General features: G+C 31.4%; 17 protein-coding genes. 12 read left to right on the top strand and 5 right to left on the bottom strand.

The annotated features are described in order from the left end of the window. Positions 1-36 precede the first annotated feature (36 nt). Positions 37-894, bottom strand: a complete 858-nt coding sequence (locus B3R94_RS08920) for a helix-turn-helix domain-containing protein (RefSeq protein WP_280049623.1) — start codon at positions 892-894, stop codon at positions 37-39. Between the two features lie 145 nt (positions 895-1,039). Between B3R94_RS08920 and dnaX the strand changes: the two genes are divergently transcribed. From dnaX to B3R94_RS08905, 3 genes are all read left to right on the top strand, one after another. Then, a complete protein-coding gene (gene dnaX, locus B3R94_RS08915) occupies positions 1,040-2,128 on the top strand; it encodes a DNA polymerase III subunit gamma/tau (protein ID WP_115001827.1) in 1,089 nt (362 codons plus the stop codon). 209 nt (positions 2,129-2,337) lie between these two features. After that, positions 2,338-2,769, top strand: coding sequence for a hypothetical protein (locus B3R94_RS08910; protein WP_115001825.1), 432 nt, complete (start codon positions 2,338-2,340; stop codon positions 2,767-2,769). A gap of 41 nt (positions 2,770-2,810) precedes the next feature. Beyond that, a complete protein-coding gene (locus tag B3R94_RS08905) occupies positions 2,811-3,761 on the top strand; it encodes an FKBP-type peptidyl-prolyl cis-trans isomerase (RefSeq protein ID WP_125349774.1) in 951 nt (316 codons plus the stop codon). 68 nt (positions 3,762-3,829) lie between these two features. Here the strand turns inward: B3R94_RS08905 and B3R94_RS08900 are convergent, their stop codons facing one another. The 4 genes from B3R94_RS08900 to B3R94_RS08885 all read right to left on the bottom strand — a co-directional run bounded on the left by B3R94_RS08900 (position 3,830) and on the right by B3R94_RS08885 (position 8,050). Next, positions 3,830-4,318, bottom strand: a complete 489-nt coding sequence (locus B3R94_RS08900) for a TlpA family protein disulfide reductase (protein WP_125349773.1) — start codon at positions 4,316-4,318, stop codon at positions 3,830-3,832. A gap of 119 nt (positions 4,319-4,437) precedes the next feature. Beyond that, positions 4,438-6,606, bottom strand: coding sequence for a TonB-dependent siderophore receptor (locus B3R94_RS08895; protein ID WP_125349772.1), 2,169 nt, complete (start codon positions 6,604-6,606; stop codon positions 4,438-4,440). A gap of 134 nt (positions 6,607-6,740) precedes the next feature. Continuing rightward, positions 6,741-7,283: an RsmD family RNA methyltransferase gene (locus B3R94_RS08890; RefSeq protein ID WP_125349771.1), complete on the bottom strand. Its 543-nt coding sequence runs from the start codon at positions 7,281-7,283 to the stop codon at positions 6,741-6,743. Next, the gene (locus B3R94_RS08885; protein ID WP_125349770.1) at positions 7,259-8,050 is read right to left on the bottom strand and encodes a DUF3822 family protein; all 792 of its coding nucleotides are present in this window, start codon (positions 8,048-8,050) and stop codon (positions 7,259-7,261) included. Before B3R94_RS08885 ends, B3R94_RS08890 begins: the two co-directional genes overlap by 25 nt. A gap of 200 nt (positions 8,051-8,250) precedes the next feature. Between B3R94_RS08885 and kdsB the strand changes: the two genes are divergently transcribed. The 9 genes from kdsB to B3R94_RS08840 all read left to right on the top strand — a co-directional run bounded on the left by kdsB (position 8,251) and on the right by B3R94_RS08840 (position 16,581). After that, positions 8,251-8,994 (top strand): 3-deoxy-manno-octulosonate cytidylyltransferase, encoded by a 744-nt coding sequence (gene kdsB / locus B3R94_RS08880; RefSeq protein WP_125349769.1) that lies wholly within the window; start codon positions 8,251-8,253, stop codon positions 8,992-8,994. Between the two features lie 144 nt (positions 8,995-9,138). Next, entirely contained in the window at positions 9,139-9,690 is a 552-nt protein-coding gene (locus B3R94_RS08875; protein WP_038332702.1) for an HNH endonuclease, read from the top strand. A 79-nt stretch (positions 9,691-9,769) separates the two neighbouring features. Further along, the gene (locus B3R94_RS08870; RefSeq protein WP_260392500.1) at positions 9,770-10,438 is read left to right on the top strand and encodes a LolA family protein; all 669 of its coding nucleotides are present in this window, start codon (positions 9,770-9,772) and stop codon (positions 10,436-10,438) included. A 108-nt stretch (positions 10,439-10,546) separates the two neighbouring features. Then, positions 10,547-12,508 (top strand): site-specific recombinase Gcr, encoded by a 1,962-nt coding sequence (locus tag B3R94_RS08865; protein WP_038332704.1) that lies wholly within the window; start codon positions 10,547-10,549, stop codon positions 12,506-12,508. 6 nt (positions 12,509-12,514) lie between these two features. Further along, complete coding sequence (locus tag B3R94_RS08860) at positions 12,515-12,958, top strand: deoxycytidylate deaminase (protein ID WP_291100184.1); 444 nt, start codon at positions 12,515-12,517, stop codon at positions 12,956-12,958. Between the two features lie 7 nt (positions 12,959-12,965). After that, on the top strand, positions 12,966-14,549 hold the full coding sequence (locus B3R94_RS08855) for a S41 family peptidase (protein ID WP_291100181.1): 1,584 nt from the start codon (positions 12,966-12,968) through the stop codon (positions 14,547-14,549). Further along, positions 14,550-15,437: a site-specific tyrosine recombinase XerD gene (xerD, locus tag B3R94_RS08850; protein ID WP_180905186.1), complete on the top strand. Its 888-nt coding sequence runs from the start codon at positions 14,550-14,552 to the stop codon at positions 15,435-15,437. A 19-nt stretch (positions 15,438-15,456) separates the two neighbouring features. Continuing rightward, positions 15,457-15,972, top strand: coding sequence for an NUDIX hydrolase (locus B3R94_RS08845; protein WP_291100178.1), 516 nt, complete (start codon positions 15,457-15,459; stop codon positions 15,970-15,972). Between the two features lie 84 nt (positions 15,973-16,056). After that, positions 16,057-16,581: a DUF4136 domain-containing protein gene (locus B3R94_RS08840; RefSeq protein ID WP_291100175.1), complete on the top strand. Its 525-nt coding sequence runs from the start codon at positions 16,057-16,059 to the stop codon at positions 16,579-16,581. Positions 16,582-17,316 lie beyond the last annotated feature (735 nt).

Genomic DNA, 17,316 nt, shown 5'->3' with positions numbered 1-17,316 from the left:
ATAATAACTTCTAAAACTTGTAAGATTTATATGTCATTAAGGGTTTCTAAATTCTGATGGAGTAAGATCGGTTTGCGCTTTAAAAAAGTTCGAAAAATAGGCGTGGTCAGTAAAACCTAACTCGAAAGCTATTTCTTTGATGGATAAATCTCCTGATTTTAAAAGTCGTTTTGCTTCGATAATAATTCGTTGTTGAATAAGTTGTGTAGCAGAAACTTTCAGATGTTTTTTGCATAAGATATTCAGGTAATTAGCCGAAATATGTAATTTCTCTGCATAAAAAACAACCGATTTTTCTTCCTTGTAAAATTCATCAATTAACATATTAAATTTCGCTAATCTTGGATTGGATTGATAAACTTTAAATTCTGTAAAAATTTGTTCTGCTTCTTTACTCACAATTGCCGCAATAACCGCTGCACGAGCATTAATCAAATGAACCAAAGAATTCTCAGACTTTAATTCTTCTTTTATGGCATTGAATTCATACATCAATTTAGAAAAAGCTTCGTCCGATAATTTTATAACTGGATGATTTTGATAATTGGTAAATGAAAAGCGAAAATATGGTGCAAATTGCTCGAAAAATGAGCGTTCTGTCATCAATTGATAACCAATTGTTCCATCGTTTATTTGCCATTTATGCATCTGTCCAGGAAACAAAATATGAATTTCTTTGTTATCGATTGGATAATCTTTCGAATCAATATTATGCGTTCCAGAAGCTTTGTCAAAAAGAATAATTACAAAAAAATCGTGCTTGTGTGGTTTATCTATATGTCGTTCGCCATGCAATTCATTAAACAGCAATTCATCGCGACCAGCTAGTTGTCCTTTTCGAAAACTTTTTATGCTGATAATAGGTATTGAATCTTGGTTTTCTGAATCTTGCATAAGATAAAAATTAGTTTAATAATCAAATGAATTGTTAGAAATTTTACTTTTTTGACTTGTGTAATTTATAAATAAAAATAGAATTAATTGATGAGCTTTGAAAGAATTTTTATTAGAAACTTAAAACTATTATATTTGCATTTGTATGGAAAATTTTGTTGTTTCAGCCAGAAAATATCGCCCGCTAAATTTTGAAGATGTAGTTGGACAAGCGTCTATTACAAATACTTTGGAGCAAGCGATAAAGTCAAATCAATTGCCGCAAGCTCTTTTATTTTGTGGACCAAGAGGTGTTGGAAAAACAACATGTGCTCGAATTTTAGCACGTAAAATCAACGAAGAAAATGGAGTAGAAGGCGATCAAGATTTTGCTTTCAATATTTTTGAGTTGGATGCGGCATCTAATAATTCGGTTGACGATATCAGAAATTTAATCGATCAAGTGCGTATTGTTCCTCAAATAGGGAAATATCGTGTCTACATCATTGATGAGGTTCATATGTTGTCAACAGCTGCTTTTAATGCGTTTCTGAAAACGTTAGAAGAGCCACCAGCGCATGCTATTTTTATTTTGGCAACTACAGAAAAACATAAAATTATTCCTACGATTCTTTCTCGTTGTCAGATTTATGATTTCAAACGAATTGGAGTTGAAGACATCAAAGGGCATTTGAAAAATGTTGCTGAAAAAGAACAAGTAACTTTTGAAGATGATGCATTGCATTTGATTGCTCAAAAAGCAGATGGTGCGTTACGCGATTCTTTATCAATCTTTGATAGAATGTCAACTTTTACCAATAAAAATTTGACCTATTCTTCAGTAGCAGAAAACTTGAATGTATTAGATTACGATTATTACTTCAAGATGACAGACGCGTGTTTGGAAAATGATATTCCGCAAGCGATGTTGCAATTGAATGATATTTTGAACAAAGGTTTTGATGCACATTTATTTATTTGCGGTTTGGGCGCTCATTTCCGAGATTTATTGATGGCGAAAACAGCTAATACAGTAAGTTTGTTGGAAGTTGGTGAGCGTATAAAAGCAAAATATTTGGAGCATGCACAAAAATGTTCAGCAACGTTTTTATTTGGAGCAATTGAAATTTGTAATGAGGCCGATTTAAACTACAAATCGAGTAAGAATCCTCGTTTAACAGTTGAAATTGCATTGATGCAATTGGCTTCGTTAACGGCAGAAGAAAACGGGCTTAAAAAAAAAAGTATAGGATAGTTCCGCCAACGTTTTATTTTTCTGAACAACAAACTTCTAAAATAGAAGTTCCTCAAGTTCAGCAAAATAATTCTATTCCACAAAATGGACAAACTCCACAGCAGATAAATACACAACACGCTAAAACTTCGATTTCGGAAGAAGTCAAAGAATATACGCGTGCTTCAAAACCAATCAGAACAAATGGTAACTCGTCGTTTAGTCTTAAGATGGCTTTGCCTGGAGCAAAAGTTGAAGAACATCAAGAGGAGATTTTACGAAATGATTTGCCTAGAGAAAAGTTTACATTGGATCAAGTAAAAGAAGGCTGGAAAAGATTTTTGGATCGATTAAAAATCGAACATAATATTCCGTCTTATAATGCTTTGATGACAACTGAACTTGGCTTGGAAGGTGATGAAATTATTTTCGAATTTACTTCTCATTCATCGGAACAAGAATTTGAGGAATACCGAGATCGAATCAGAAATAGTTTGAGAGCATTCCTTAAGAATCACTATTTTAGTATTCAAATTAAGTTTTCTGAGAAGGAAGCAACGAATCATATCTTATCAAACAAAGAAAAATTTGAGAAATTATCAGATAAAAACCCGATTTTGTTAAAATTAAAAGAAGAATTTGGTTTAGATTTGTATGATTAATGAAAGTTTCTTATTAAACTTGCAATAAATTTTTATAAATAATGAAAAAAGTTCTTTTAGGGATTTTTGTTGTTGCGTCGTTAGTGTCTTGTAACAAAGGAAAATCTGTAGACAAATTAGAAAGCGAAGATCAAAAAGCTTCTTATGCTTTCGGAACTGGTCTTGGTGAGCAAATCAAAGGTCTTGGAGGACGTTTAGTTGAAACTGATAGTATCAACTACGATCAATTAGAAAAAGGGATCCGCGATTACTTAAAAGCAGGTAAAGAAGGTAGAGAATCTTACGCGATTGGTCAACAAGTTGGTCAGCAAATTGAGACGGTTATTAACCAACAACAATTAGATCAAATGGACAAGGATATTATTGTTCAAGGGATTATGGATGTTGTACGTCACAAAAAATTGTTGATTACACAAGAAGCGGGAATGGGAATTTTAGATACGTATGCAAAAAATCACCAACAAAACTTGGTTAAGAAAAATGCAGACGAGTCTAAAAAATTAGTAGACGAGAAGAAAAAAACTTCTGGTGCTAAAACAACTGCTTCTGGATTAGTTTATGTTGTAGAAAAAGAAGGAACAGGTGCTAAACCAAACATTAATAGTATTGTTAAAGTAAAATATACTGGTAAAATTTTAGCTACTGGTAAAACTTTTGACAGTACAGATAAAAACCCTGAAGCTAAAGGAGGTGTAGAATTTCCTTTGAACCAAGTTATTCCAGGATGGTCAGAAGGTTTACAATTAATGTCTAAAGGATCTAAATACAAATTCTATATTCCAGCTAACTTAGGTTACGGTGAAATGGGAGCTCCTGGAGGACAAATTGGACCAAACCAAGCATTAGAGTTCGAAGTAGAATTAGTAGACTTTAAAGAAGGTCAACCAGCGCCACAAGGTCAACCAGGTGCGCAAGGAGGACAAGGTTTATCTGAAGAGCAAATTAAAGAATTACAAAAACAATTCGAAGCTCAAGCACAACAAGGTAAATAATCATCGATTAGATATAACAAAAAAATCCACTCAATTGAGTGGATTTTTTTTATGGATTAATTTTTAAATTATTTCAAATATTTAAAAATTTGATTTGCTTCTACAGAACCTTTTTTGATTGTAACAAGATTTTTATCCTTGTCGAATAAATAAAATGTAGGAATAGAAGTTGGTTGAAAAATTGGACCAAATTCGTAATTAGAATCATATAATAATTCTACATTTTTATTGTTTACAAAATTAGATGCGTGCTCTTTTAGGAAAGGGATAGCGTCTTTTGCTTCGTATTCAGAAACCAAAATAATCTGAGTATTTTTTAAATGTTCTTCGTAATTATTGCTAAAATGATTCAAGGTTAATTGGCAGTGAATACACGTTGGCGAATATAAAACGATTAACGTTTGTTTTCCTTTTTTGATATCTTTTGAACTGAAAATTCCTTCGGATTGCATTTTTACAAAAGAAAATTCTGGAATAGATTTTAGCGTATTTTCTGTTTGTGCAAATGTAAAAATCGAACAAAAGAATATCAATAAAGCAGTAATTTTTGTTTTCATGTTTTTAAGAAAAATTTTGACGGAAGTTAGTCAATTCTATCCAAAATAAAAACGACAGTTTATAAAACTGTCGTTTTCCTATTAAATAAATGCTAAAAATATGTTTAACTCTGAGAAAATTAGAATTTGAAATTTACTTGTGCAGCCATATTAAATGGATCGATTTGGTTGATGTAACCTCCACGGAAGTAAGAATTGTATCCTAACTGATCTGTAATGTTATTAAAGAATAAACGGAAGTCAAATCTTTTCATAGAATATCCAACTTGCGCATTTAATGTATAATAATCTGGCAATAAGAAAGGTTTGCTTCCTCCGTAGAAATTACCATGAGCATCACGATCTAAACTTTGTTCGTTAGATGGTCTTGAACCTACGTAGTAAACACCAGCAGAAACAGTGAAACCATTCAAGAAATTATTTTCAATAAATTTATATTGAACCCAAGCATTTGCTGTATTGTAAGGCGCATTAGATGGTCTTGAATCTTCTACATATTGAGGAGAATCGTGGTAACCAGCATCTAAGTATGCATATCCTAACATAACTTGTAAGTTTGGTAATGGACGACCAGCAACTTCAAACTCAATACCTTTACGTCTCAAATTACCAGCTTTTTCGTATAAACCAGTTGCTGTTTGATTTTCGTATGTTTCGAATGTTAAGTTATCGTTGTTCATGTTGAAGTAAACTACGTTTGCACGTAAACGGTCGTTGAACCATTGTGTTTTAACACCAACTTCTACTTGATCTGTAACAGAAGGTCCAGCTTTGCTTCCATCAGTCATAATGTTTAAAGCAGAGCGTAAACTTGTGTTTGTTGCATAAGTAATGTAAGCATTTACATTTCTCCAAGGAGAAACAACTAAACCAACAACAGGATCTACAACACCATCGTGGTTATCGATTAAATAGCTATAACGTAAACCTCCAACAAATGTGATTAAATCTTTATAAGAGAAATGATGTTGTGTCATAAATCCGTAAGAATAACCTCTTGATAGATTTGTTTTGTCTTTGTTCCAAGCTAATTTAGCTTCTTGCTCAGGAGTTAAGTTGATCGAATGGTTAATATCTTTGAAAACATCAATTTGATCAATAGTTCCGATACCATCTGCAGTTCTTGTTTCTAAACGGTTGATTGTATAATCATATCCAGCTTGCCAATTCCATTTGAAATCACCAAATCTCATATCTTTACCAATCAAGTCAATTTGTAAAGTCGAGTTTCTATCATCTCTAAAAGAACGACCTAATCCACGATTACGAATGTTATATTCTGTACTTCCTTTTGGTAAAGCTAACGTTGCTCCTAATTGGTCACTGTTGTAGAAGTTACTAAAGTAAGCAACTCTAGCACTAATATTATTTGTTAACTGTCTTGTAATACGAGCAGCGTAAGAATAGTTTTTGATTTCGGTATTATCGATATCATATCCCATAAATTTATCACCGATATCGTATAAAGCTTCAGTAAAATTATCTCCTAAATTGATAGTTCCACGATCTGGCGTTTTATCTCCTTTGTAATAATCAAACTCAGCAACAAATTCAGTTTTATCATCAATTTTCCAAGCCATAGATGGATTTACATAGAAAGAATTACTGTTAATAACATCTCTATAACTATCTCCATTGTTATATGAACCTGTTAAACGGAAAGCTAAATTTTTATCTTCTGTAACTGTTCGTTGAATATCATATGTAGAACGGAAAGTATTCCAGCTTCCATATTGTGCAGAAATATGTCCTTGGTTAATATAACGTGGCGTTTTTGTTGTAACGTTAATTACACCACCAGCAGAACCTAATCCATTTCCAATTCCTTGTGTAACCGCAGCAGAACCACGAATAACTTGAATAGATTCTACACCAGCCATATCAATAACAGCAGATCCTGTACGGAAATCAGAGTCCATACGAACACCATTTTTTAAGACAGGAACTCCTCTATATCCACGAATAGACATCGATTCGCGAATACCCCCATAATTTCCAAATAACGTAACACCTGGTACATTACGAGTTGCATCCGTGATTGTTTGTGCACCTTGTTCTTCAATTAACTTTTCAGAAATAATTGAAATAGATTGAACTTGATCTTGAGGATTTGCAGGAAAACGTGTAATTGTTTCTAAACCTCTTTGATTCTTGTTACGATCTCCAAAAATTTCAACTTCTTGTAGATTGCTAATTGAATCTTTTTTTTCTTTCGTTGTTTCTTGTGCGAACGCAGTAGAAAAACTTAGTATAGTAAGTGTAGCTAGTAAAAGTTTATTCCTTTTCATATGTTATGTATATTTATTCTAAATAAAATTAATGCTGCAAATTTAATTAGACTTAGTATAAATAAAAAAAAGAAATCGACTGATAGATATCATCTATCAGTCGATTTTGTTAAATATTTTAAGAAAATGGATGTTTACTCGAAAAAAGAGAAGTGTACGTTTCCGTATTTTTTGTGTTGTACAAAGTTTGGATGCTCTTCAAAAGAAATGCTTGATGGGTGTTCTAAAACAAAATTTCCACCTTCTTCTAACCATTGATTATCGATAACCAAATTTGGGATTTTTTTGTAAGTTTCTACATCCAAATCGTAAGGAGGATCAGCAAAAATAATATCAAACTTTTTGATAGGTTGCTTGTCCAAATATTTAATGACATCACTTTTTACAGTTGTAATGATTTCATCTAATTTTAATTGTTTCGCTGTTTCGTCCAAAAATTTTACACAACCGTAGAAATTATCAACCGAAGTTACTTTTTTTGCTCCACGCGAAGCAAACTCTAATGAAATACTTCCTATTCCAGAGAATAAATCTAAAACGGTAATTTCGTCGAAATACCATTCGTTGTTTAAGATATTAAATAAAGCTTCTTTCGCGAAGTCTGTTGTTGGGCGCACCGGCAAGTTAGTTGGTGCTGTGATTCTTTTTCCTTTTAATGTTCCTGAAATGATTCGCATTCGAATAATTTATATAATGTAAAATATTGCCCAAGTTGTTTGTCTGCTTCGTTAAACGAAATATGACGCACATATTTTTGTAAAGTTTCGTAATAATTTGGCGAATTTAAGATATCACCAAAAGCATATAACGAAACGGTATTTGGACTAATATTTAATTGATTTAATGTATACAAAATGTAAAACAAAAAGTCTTCTTTCGTTTTTGTTTCAAATAGATTATAAAAAATAAATTCTCCATTGCTTAACACACAAACTTCTAATTTTTGATGCATTAAATTGATATAAATTTCATCGTTTTTAGAATTAATCATTCCATAATCTACCAAGAATTTGCCCGAATGATACAAACGTGCATTTTGCAAATTCGGTAACGAAAGCAAAATATCTTTTAGCGGATAATGAATATTGTAGATAATTGAAGCATCTACATTTTCCAAAGGACAATCGATTGCTAATTTTACAGGACTATAGTTAGAAAGTGATAACAATTCCTCGAAAGGTTTGTGCGCAAAGAGATTTGGAACAACATTTACAGTTGTCGACAAAAAACAAATATGCACATAATCATATTCTTGTAGCAAAGTCAAATTAGAACGCAATTCATGTTCAATCTCAATTTCCGTTTTGTTAAGATTTGTAAAATCTACCGAATAGTCATACACATCCGAGTACGAAGTGGTTTCCCCGTCGGTTGTTTTGGTAATATAACTAAGCATATCGTGAGATAGTAAAATCGCTAACGAACGTTGAGTTGTTTTTGACATAAATTTTTCTTTATCCTTGAATTTTTAACTCGCTGATTAAGATGTATATTAATCCTAATGAAATCAAAAATAACAAAATTTTGAAAGCAATCTTCATACAGAAAATTTATTTTAGCAAAGATACTATAATTATTTTGTTGATTAAAGAAGCATTTCAGCCGAATCTATTTTAAATTTACAGAAATTTGAAATTAAAAATTGTGAAAAAAATAGCCGTAATTCCAGCTCGTTATGCAGCAACACGTTTTCCAGGTAAATTAATGCAACAATTGGGCGATAAAACTGTGATAAGAATGACGTACGAAAATGTTGTTGCAACTGATTTGTTTGACGATGTTTTTGTGGTGACAGATTCTGATTTAATTTTTGATGAAATTGTTTCGCACAATGGAAAAGCAATTATGAGTATCAAAGATCACGAAACAGGAAGTGATAGAATTGCAGAAGCTATACAAGATATAGAATGTGATATTATCTTGAATGTGCAAGGCGATGAACCATTTGTGAATGAAAAAGCTTTGGCAGATATTTTATCCTCTTTTGATGGAGAATTAGGAAAAACTGTAGATGTGGCGACTTTAAAAGAATCCATTACAAAAGAAGAAGATATTAACAATCCTAATTTTGTAAAAGTGGTCACTGATATCAATGATTTTGCGCTTTATTTTTCTCGTTCAGCAATTCCATTTGCACGTGAAACTAATTTTACACCAAATTATTTTCGTCATTTAGGGATTTATGCATTTAGAAAAGAAGCTTTGTTGAAGTTTTCAACACTTGAAATGCGTCAAAATGAGCGTGCAGAAAAATTAGAACAATTACGTTATTTGGAATACGGAATGAAGATTAAAGTGATTGAAACCGAATCGATAGGAGTAGGAATTGATACACCAGAAGATTTAGAGCGTGCAAAAAAGTACTTATCCACTATTGTTAAAAAATAATCTTTAAACTTTTTATGATTTATATTTGCCCTAAAATCAGCTATACTTGACGTGGAAATGAAATAATTAAGTTAATTAATACTTAAAAAAATATTTCGGTATGAATGTTGTTGTAAAATGGAGTAAATAAGTAAAATAGTGATTATGAGTGATTCATGGAAAGAATACGAAGCAGAAGGATTAATTGAAAAAAGATCCTTTTTAGTTTCAAAAGATGGTCTTGTAAAAAAATTATACACAGGACAAGATAAATACAAAATCTTAGAAGGAGCGATTAACAATGGTTATCGTGCGATTTGGGTAACAAAAGCAGACGGAAAACGTACGGCTAAATATGTACATAAAATGGTTGCCGAAACTTTTTTACCAAATAAAGATAATAAAGAATATGTAGTGCATTTGGATCATAACAAATTAAACAACGCAATGGATAATTTGAAATGGGCAACATTGGACGAATGGAAAGAGCACAATAAGGATTTATTTAGAATGATGAAAGGACGTTCTCGTTTAGACAGTATTCCAAATAGTAAGTTGACAGAAGCACAAGTAATTCGTCTGAAAAAGAAATTAATTGATCCAAATAGAAAAACAAAAATTTCTACACTAGCAAAACAATTTAATATTTCTCAAGGTCAGGTTTACCGTATCTTAAGAGGAGAAAATTGGGCGCATATAGAAGTTAAAAAAGACTAAAAGACAATATTTCTTTACAGAACTTTAAATTAGTTTTTATATCTTGTTCGACAGATTGTTAAAAATTAAAAAAGTTCTTATGTCGAAATTGACGTTTAGTGCGCTTATGATTTCATTATTTTCTGTGACTACATTTGCACAAAATGCAGAGAAAATAATCGAAACTCATATTCAAAAAACAGGAGGTGAAGCAGCTTGGAATAATTTGAACAGTATTATCCTAAAAGGAGAAGCCATTATAAATGTTGGAGATTCTTACCCAATGATTGTTTATCATCAACGCCCTTACAACAAAAAAGTAGTGTTTGTGATGAATGGAAAAGAAATCTTGAACGAAGGATATGATGGTAGAATGGGATGGACATACAGCGAAGTTGCGAAGAAAAATGTAGCTGTAAAAGATTATAAACCAGACTCTTTTGACTCTGATGTATTGAAATACAAACAAAAAGGATTTAAGGTAAAATACTTAGGTATAGATAAATACGATCAAAATAATAGTTGTTATAAAATCGAATTAACAAAAAATGCGAATTCAACAGTTTATTGTTTTGACAAAAATTCTTACGAAATTGTAATGGAGAAAAATAAAGATGAAACACTTTATTACTCTAATTTCAAAAATTACAATGGATTATCTTTCGCTACCAAAGTTGTGGGGAAACCTACAGAGGGAGGAGAATATGTGATTAAATTTAATGACATAAAAATCAACCCAGCAATAGATAAGAAAAATTTTAAATTCTAAATATATAAAAAGTGGTTCATCAAGAATCACTTTTTTATTTCTGTTGATTTATACTGCTTAGGTAGTATAAGTTTTTTACTTTTGTACTCTGAATGAAGAAATTAAAATATGGCTTTAGACTCTATATTTGATCAAAATAAAAAATACGAGAAGAGCTTTTTTCTAAGATTATTAGAGAAAGCAAGAAAAGATTATCCAGATTCAATTTCTTTTATAGATGATCTAATTTCTAAACTTCAAAATAACCCTACATATCGATTAATTTTTCGCGAAGAACTTCAAAATACATTCGGGAAAATCAATTTTGTTAGCTATTTAGTAGATAGTGGAATTCATCTGGAAGATAATTTATTATCCATTTTTCGAAAGAAAATAATGGATTCTCTTTTACCAGATATCGAAGATAATAATGAATTAACTTCTGTGGTAAATGAGATTTTTTATAATTCGAAAAACTTATCAGCAATCCGAATTATTCCAAGAGATCGTTGGCGAAAATTTTTCGAAGTATTGTATCAAGATATCGAACCAGATAATTTTAAAGGAAACGTTAACAATATTCAGAATCAGCTTTTACAAGCAATTTCTATTTTGACGGTTCGTATTACTGGTGGGTTTTCGGACAAAGAAATGATGCGTTACAGTAACGAGGTTAATTATCTTGATAATCCATTCTCTAAACTTTCGATGCAGATTAGTAACATTATCGAAAATCCGCAAGCTGGATTTGATATGTTAGAGATTAAAGAAAGTATTTCTAAGTGTAAACATTTGTTAAATGATATTTTAACGCAAAAAGATTACAAAGGAATTTCATTGAAAGTTGCATCAAAAATCAATCGTTTGCAACAACAATTGGTTCGTTTACAAACAATTTTAAATAGTTATAATGAACTAAGATTACATGGAATAATTTCTTTCTATAGTCTTGCAACAAAGAAATGGGTTGAATTTTATGCACCAAAGAATTTTATGAGTAATCAGTTAGGTTCTACGGTTTATTTAATCACTTTCTTAGTTACTTATCATAATGGTAAAACGGGGGAAAAATATATTACGCAGACAGCCAAAGAGTATAATAAGATGTTTTGGACAGCTTGTGGAGGTGGTTTTATTGTTTCTTTTTTGTGTTTTATCAAAACCGGAATTGGAAATATACATGATACATCGCCACTGTTTAAAGCGTTTTTCTTTAGTATTAATTACGCTGTTGGTTTCTGTACGATTTATTTGACACATATGACACTTGCTACAAAACAGCCTTCTATGACTGCGGCTCGTTTAGCTCGTTCGCTTGTGCCGACTTCAGGTTCTGAACTGAATGTGAAAGATTTTACAACTTTATTTGCACAATTAGTAAGAAGCCAAATGATTGCTTTTTTAGGAAATGTTGTTGCTGGTTTTGTTGTATCATTAGGAATATTTTATTTACTGAACGAAATCTTAGGATTAGAAGTTTTAAAATATTCTAAAGCTTATCATTATTGGGAAGAATTGGTGACAATGGATTGGCATATTTTTTACTTTGGAGCAATTGCTGGAGTCTTCTTATTCCTTTCAGGATTAATTTCGGGAATAACAATTAATAATCAACGTTTTCATAATATTCCAGAACGTATTTATAATCATCCCATTTTGAAGAAATCATTTTCAGAACGTAGACGAAGAAGAATTTCGAATTGGTTTGAGAAAAATATGGGTGGAGTTGTAGGTAATGTTGCATTCGGTTTTATGATGGGATGTGCTTTTTTGATTGGTGATTTTACTGGTCAACCTTTCGATATTCGACACATTACTTTCGTTTCAGGAAACTTCGCGATTGGTATTGGAGGAATGGGCTATCATTTTGATATTGGACCAATGATTATTGGTTTTATTGCAATTTTTATGGTAGGTTGGAGCAACTTCTTAGTTAGTTTTATCTTATCATTATTAATGGCAATGCGATCTAATAATATTCCTTTTTATAAGATTTTTACGATGATTTCACATACATTAAAAGCATTTTTCCGAAATCCATTACCATTTTTTATTCCGCCTTTATGGACAAAAAATAAAGAAGAAGCTTAGTTAGAAATGGAAACAAACTTTGAAAAACAATTACGTTACGATAAAGCTTATCTTAAAATGGCTTTTGAATGGGCGAATCTATCCTATTGCGAACGCAAAAAAGTTGGTGCAATTATTGTTAAAAATCGAATGATTATTTCTGATGGTTACAATGGTACGCCAAGCGGTTTTGAGAACAAATGTGAGGATGAAGATGGGAATACAAAATGGCATGTTTTGCACGCTGAAGCAAATGCAATTCTAAAATGTGCAACGTCTACACAATCTGCAGAAGGAGCGACATTGTATATTACACTTTCGCCTTGTACAGATTGTAGCAAACTTATTTTGCAAGCAGGTATAAAGCGCATCGTTTACATTCAACAATACAAAGACCTTTCTGGGTTAGAGTTTTTAGAAAAATCAGGAATTACAATTCGACAAATTACAGAAGAAGAATTATACAGTTAGCATTTCAATGAGAAGTTTTTTCAAGGTTATTAATATCGTATTAGTTGTGATGATTATTTTCTTAATCGGTTTTATGGTTGGGAAAAAATACGACTTTGCGTTCGATGAAAACAAGGATGTTGTAGGTTTGCAATATTCGGATAACGAACAAAAAATTCGTCGATTAGTTTCTTTGATTGACAATGAATATGTGAACGATGTTAATTCGGATAGTTTAGTTGATGATGCGATTCATTATATGGTTGCCAAGCTAGATCCACATAGTACATATATCGATAAAGCTTCTGTACAAAAGGCAGAAGAGCAATTGAAAGGTGAATTTGTGGGAATTGGAATTCAATTTCGTACAATGAATGACACCATTGTTGTTGAACGTACGTTGCCAGGAACTAAGAATTATGGTAAACTAGAATTTGGAGATCAATTAGTTGCTGCAGATGATCAATCTTTGGTTGCAAAAGATAATAAAACAATAGAAGGTTTATTGAAAGGTAAGAAAGGATCGGAAGTTAAATTATCTGTTATTCGCGATCAAAAACCAATTTCTGTTACGCTAAATCGTACTATTGTTCCGATTCCTACGGTTACTGGAAAACACATGCTAACGAAAGATATTGGTTATCTTAAATTGACTCGTTTTTCCGAAAATTCTGCAAATGAAGTTCACGAAGGTTTACAAAATTTATTGGATCAAGGAATGAAAACTTTGGTGTTTGATTTACGTGGAAATCCAGGTGGAATCATGCATATTGCCGAAGAGATTGCCGATGAATTTTTAACGAAAAACGAATTGATTGTTTACACACAAGACAAACAAAAACGTAAAAAATATATTTACGCTACAAATAAAGGTCTTTTCGAACAAGGAAAAATTTACGTCTTAATGGACGAAAATTCTGCTTCTTCGAGTGAGATTGTTGCGGGAGCTTTGCAAGATTACGGACGTGGAATTATCGTTGGTCGTCGTTCGTTTGGTAAAGGTTTGGTGCAACGTGAAATTAATTTAGGCGATGATACTAAAGTTCGTTTAACGGTTGCAAACTATTACACACCTTCTGGACGATCTATTCAAAAACCATTTGATAAAAAAACTGCAAAATACAGTGACGATTTATACAAACGATTAAAATCGGGTGAATTATATAGTAAAGATTCAATTAAAATTAATAAAGACTTAGAGTTTACGGCGCCTTCAGGTAAAAAAGTGTACGGTGGTGGTGGAATTATTCCTGATGAGTTTGTTGCATTAGATACAAATTCGGTTTCGAATTGGTTGTATTATAATCAAGATGCAAATTATTTTAATGACTTTTTATTCAAGAAAATTTATTCAATTCACGATTTTTTCATGTTTCATAACGAAGCAATTTATTTGAAATATTTCAGTGCTGGAATGTATAGAAATGAGTTTTTAGGTGTTTTAGGAATTCCTTCAAATGAGTTCAATCCTGTCTTTTCAACAACTGTTGATAACTACATGAAAGCCACAATTGCTGGAACTTTATATGGTTCTCGAGCATTTTATCAAGTTTGGATGCCCGAAGATGAAATGATAAAGCGTATTTTTGAACTTGAAAAAATAACGAAGTAAATGCTGTGGAAAGATGCTTTGTATGACTATCAAATGTATCTGAAATTAGAAAAAAGAGTTTCTGCCAATACAATTGAAGGTTATCTACGCGATATTCAAAAATTAATTAATTATTCTGATAAACAACCTTTAGATTATTCACAAGATGATTTGAGGGATTTTGTACACGATTTTGCATCGAGCGAATATAGCGTGCGTTCACAAGCGCGTGTGATTTCTGGCTTGAAAAGCTTTTTTGGCTACTTACAACTCGAAGATTTTAGAGAAGATAATCCGACTTCTTTGCTCGAAACTCCAAAAATTGGGATGAAACTTCCTGATGTACTTTCTGAAAAAGAAATTGATAAAATGATTGAAGTAATTGATTTATCAAAACCAGAAGGACAGCGCAATCGTGCGATTATAGAAGTGCTTTATGGATGCGGTTTGCGTGTTTCGGAATTGATAAATCTCAAAATTTCTGATCTTTTTTTTGATGATGGTTTTATTCGTGTCATTGGGAAAGGAAACAAACAAAGACTGGTTCCGATTAGCGATTATACGATAAAATATATTAACTTGTACAAAGAAAGTATTCGTATTCATCTTCCTATACAAGCTGGTTTCGAAGATTTTTTGTTCTTAAATAGACGAGGTAAAAACCTTACACGTGTGATGATTTTTACAATCGTGAAAGAATTATCGATAATTGCTGGAGTTAAAAAAACAATTAGTCCGCATACATTTCGCCATTCTTTTGCGACTCATTTATTGAAAAATGGAGCAGATCTTCGTGCAATTCAGTTAATGTTGGGACACGAAAGTATTACGACGACTGAAATTTATACGCATGTTGATCAAGAATTTATTCGAGATGCGATTATCAAATTTCATCCAAGAAATAAATAATAATCATTAACCTAAAAAGATGATAAAATCGTTTAAATTTTGTCCAAATTGTGGACATTCTATCGATCATTTTGATTTTAGAAAAATGTCGTGCAACAATTGTGATTTGGTTTATTATCAAAATGTAGCAGCTGCTGTGGCGGTTATTCTAAAAAAAGAAGATAAAATCTTGTTTACTGTTCGTAATAAAGAACCAAAAAAGGGAATGTTAGATTTAGCTGGTGGATTTACAGATCCAGATGAGTCGGCAGAAAGAACGTGTCAACGAGAGATTGAAGAAGAATTAGGAATTAAAATTCCTTTAGAGAATTTCAAGTATTTTCTTTCGCAACCCAATACATACGAGTATAAAGAAGTTCCGTATAAAACGTGTGATTTAGCATTTATTGCTGATTTTCCTGACGAAGAAATTGTTCTTGAAAAAGATGAAATTGCAGCTATAAAATGGATTGCTATCAACGAAATTAATTTAGACGACATTGGTTTTGATTCATTAAGAAAAGTGGTAGAAATTTATATTAATTCTTTGAAATAGTTCACATGATGTTGAAATAAGTTCAACCGGGCGTGATTTGTCAACCTGAACTCGTTTCAGGTTCTCATCATTAAAATATTAACAATGAAAAAAATACTTTTATTAAGTGCTATTTTCCTAACAATAGTTTCGTGTAGCACGCAGAATGTAGCTGTAGATTATGACCGAGATTTTGATTTTGAAACAAATAGAACATATTCTTTTACGCAAACAGGAAATTTAGGTTTGAATGATTTAGATTCTGCCAGATTATATTCGTCGATCGAAAAAGGAATGTTGTACAGAGGTTTTCAGAAGTCGAATGATGGAGTTTTAATGCTAGACGTGAAGCCAGAAGAATATGTTTCGAAGCAACAAAATTCTAATGTTGGAATTGGAATGGGAACGGGTGGTTATGGTTTTGGAGGTGGTGTTTCGGTTGGAATTCCGATTATGTCTCAAAAATTAAATCAAAATTATACGATTTCAATGAAGGATGAAGGAAGATTAGTTTGGGAAGGAACCTTGAAAATTCAAATGCCGTTGAAAGCTTCGCCAGAAGTTCGTGCAGCAAATATTCAGAAAGGTGTAACGAAATTGTTGCAAAAATTTCCACCTAAAAAGAAATAATAATTAAAAAATCCCTCGAAAACTAAAATTACGAGGGATTTATATTTTGTCCGATTTGGATATGCCGTTTCAACGGCAGAATGCGCCTTTCAGAGGTTTTTCAAACCTAAAATCATTTATCCAAAACGGCACTTACACAATATCAGTGACTTAACGCGTTTTAAAAAGGTGTATAATAATGATTATGTTAAATCAATTGAAATAGCTAATTTTATACAAATACAATAAATATTATGATTAGTAATTCAATTTTAAAAAGTGTTTATTATAATTATATTAAAATCGGATTAATTATTTTGTCTGCAATTATGATTTTTAAAGCTGGTAAAATATTAGGAGCTTTTATAAAACTTACTAAAGTTAAATTTTGAAAAAGAAATTAAACCTGATAGAGGTATTTTCCAATATACTTAATTTAAAATACAATATAAAAAGACTCTAATCAGAGCCCCTTGTATATTCAATAATAAAAATGATTTGAAGTCAAGCAATTTGATTTTATATTGATTAATCTTAGAAAAAAAAAGATTATATGATAAACAAAAAAAAAATAGTTAAGGATATTTTATACATGATAATAATAGTAATAATTACCTATTCTTTGATAAGATTATATGATTACATAAATTAAAAAAACATTCTAATAAGGATGTCTTTTCTTGTTCTATAATAATGTTTATGTTAAGTAAAAGGTGTTTTGTATTATAACTTATAAATTGGTAGTATCTTACTAAC

Source organism: Empedobacter sp. UBA7611 (assembly GCF_002484365.1).
Taxonomy (GTDB): Bacteria; Bacteroidota; Bacteroidia; order Flavobacteriales; family Weeksellaceae; genus Empedobacter; species Empedobacter falsenii_B.
Note: the sequence above shows the minus strand (reverse complement) of the source record. Positions and strands in the feature narration are given on the sequence as shown.

Excerpts from the sequence above, each read along its gene's own strand:
- B3R94_RS08920 (WP_280049623.1), bottom strand. The coding sequence starts at position 894 with ATGCAAGATTCAGAAAACCAAGATTCAATACCTATTATCAGCATAAAA.
- dnaX (WP_115001827.1), top strand. The coding sequence starts at position 1,040 with ATGGAAAATTTTGTTGTTTCAGCCAGAAAATATCGCCCGCTAAATTTT.
- B3R94_RS08910 (WP_115001825.1), top strand. The coding sequence starts at position 2,338 with ATGGCTTTGCCTGGAGCAAAAGTTGAAGAACATCAAGAGGAGATTTTA.
- B3R94_RS08905 (WP_125349774.1), top strand. The coding sequence starts at position 2,811 with ATGAAAAAAGTTCTTTTAGGGATTTTTGTTGTTGCGTCGTTAGTGTCT.
- B3R94_RS08900 (WP_125349773.1), bottom strand. The coding sequence starts at position 4,318 with ATGAAAACAAAAATTACTGCTTTATTGATATTCTTTTGTTCGATTTTT.
- B3R94_RS08895 (WP_125349772.1), bottom strand. The coding sequence starts at position 6,606 with ATGAAAAGGAATAAACTTTTACTAGCTACACTTACTATACTAAGTTTT.
- B3R94_RS08890 (WP_125349771.1), bottom strand. The coding sequence starts at position 7,283 with ATGCGAATCATTTCAGGAACATTAAAAGGAAAAAGAATCACAGCACCA.
- B3R94_RS08885 (WP_125349770.1), bottom strand. The coding sequence starts at position 8,050 with ATGTCAAAAACAACTCAACGTTCGTTAGCGATTTTACTATCTCACGAT.
- B3R94_RS08875 (WP_038332702.1), top strand. The coding sequence starts at position 9,139 with ATGAGTGATTCATGGAAAGAATACGAAGCAGAAGGATTAATTGAAAAA.
- B3R94_RS08870 (WP_260392500.1), top strand. The coding sequence starts at position 9,770 with ATGTCGAAATTGACGTTTAGTGCGCTTATGATTTCATTATTTTCTGTG.
- B3R94_RS08865 (WP_038332704.1), top strand. The coding sequence starts at position 10,547 with ATGGCTTTAGACTCTATATTTGATCAAAATAAAAAATACGAGAAGAGC.
- B3R94_RS08860 (WP_291100184.1), top strand. The coding sequence starts at position 12,515 with ATGGAAACAAACTTTGAAAAACAATTACGTTACGATAAAGCTTATCTT.
- B3R94_RS08855 (WP_291100181.1), top strand. The coding sequence starts at position 12,966 with ATGAGAAGTTTTTTCAAGGTTATTAATATCGTATTAGTTGTGATGATT.
- xerD (WP_180905186.1), top strand. The coding sequence starts at position 14,550 with ATGCTGTGGAAAGATGCTTTGTATGACTATCAAATGTATCTGAAATTA.
- B3R94_RS08845 (WP_291100178.1), top strand. The coding sequence starts at position 15,457 with ATGATAAAATCGTTTAAATTTTGTCCAAATTGTGGACATTCTATCGAT.
- B3R94_RS08840 (WP_291100175.1), top strand. The coding sequence starts at position 16,057 with ATGAAAAAAATACTTTTATTAAGTGCTATTTTCCTAACAATAGTTTCG.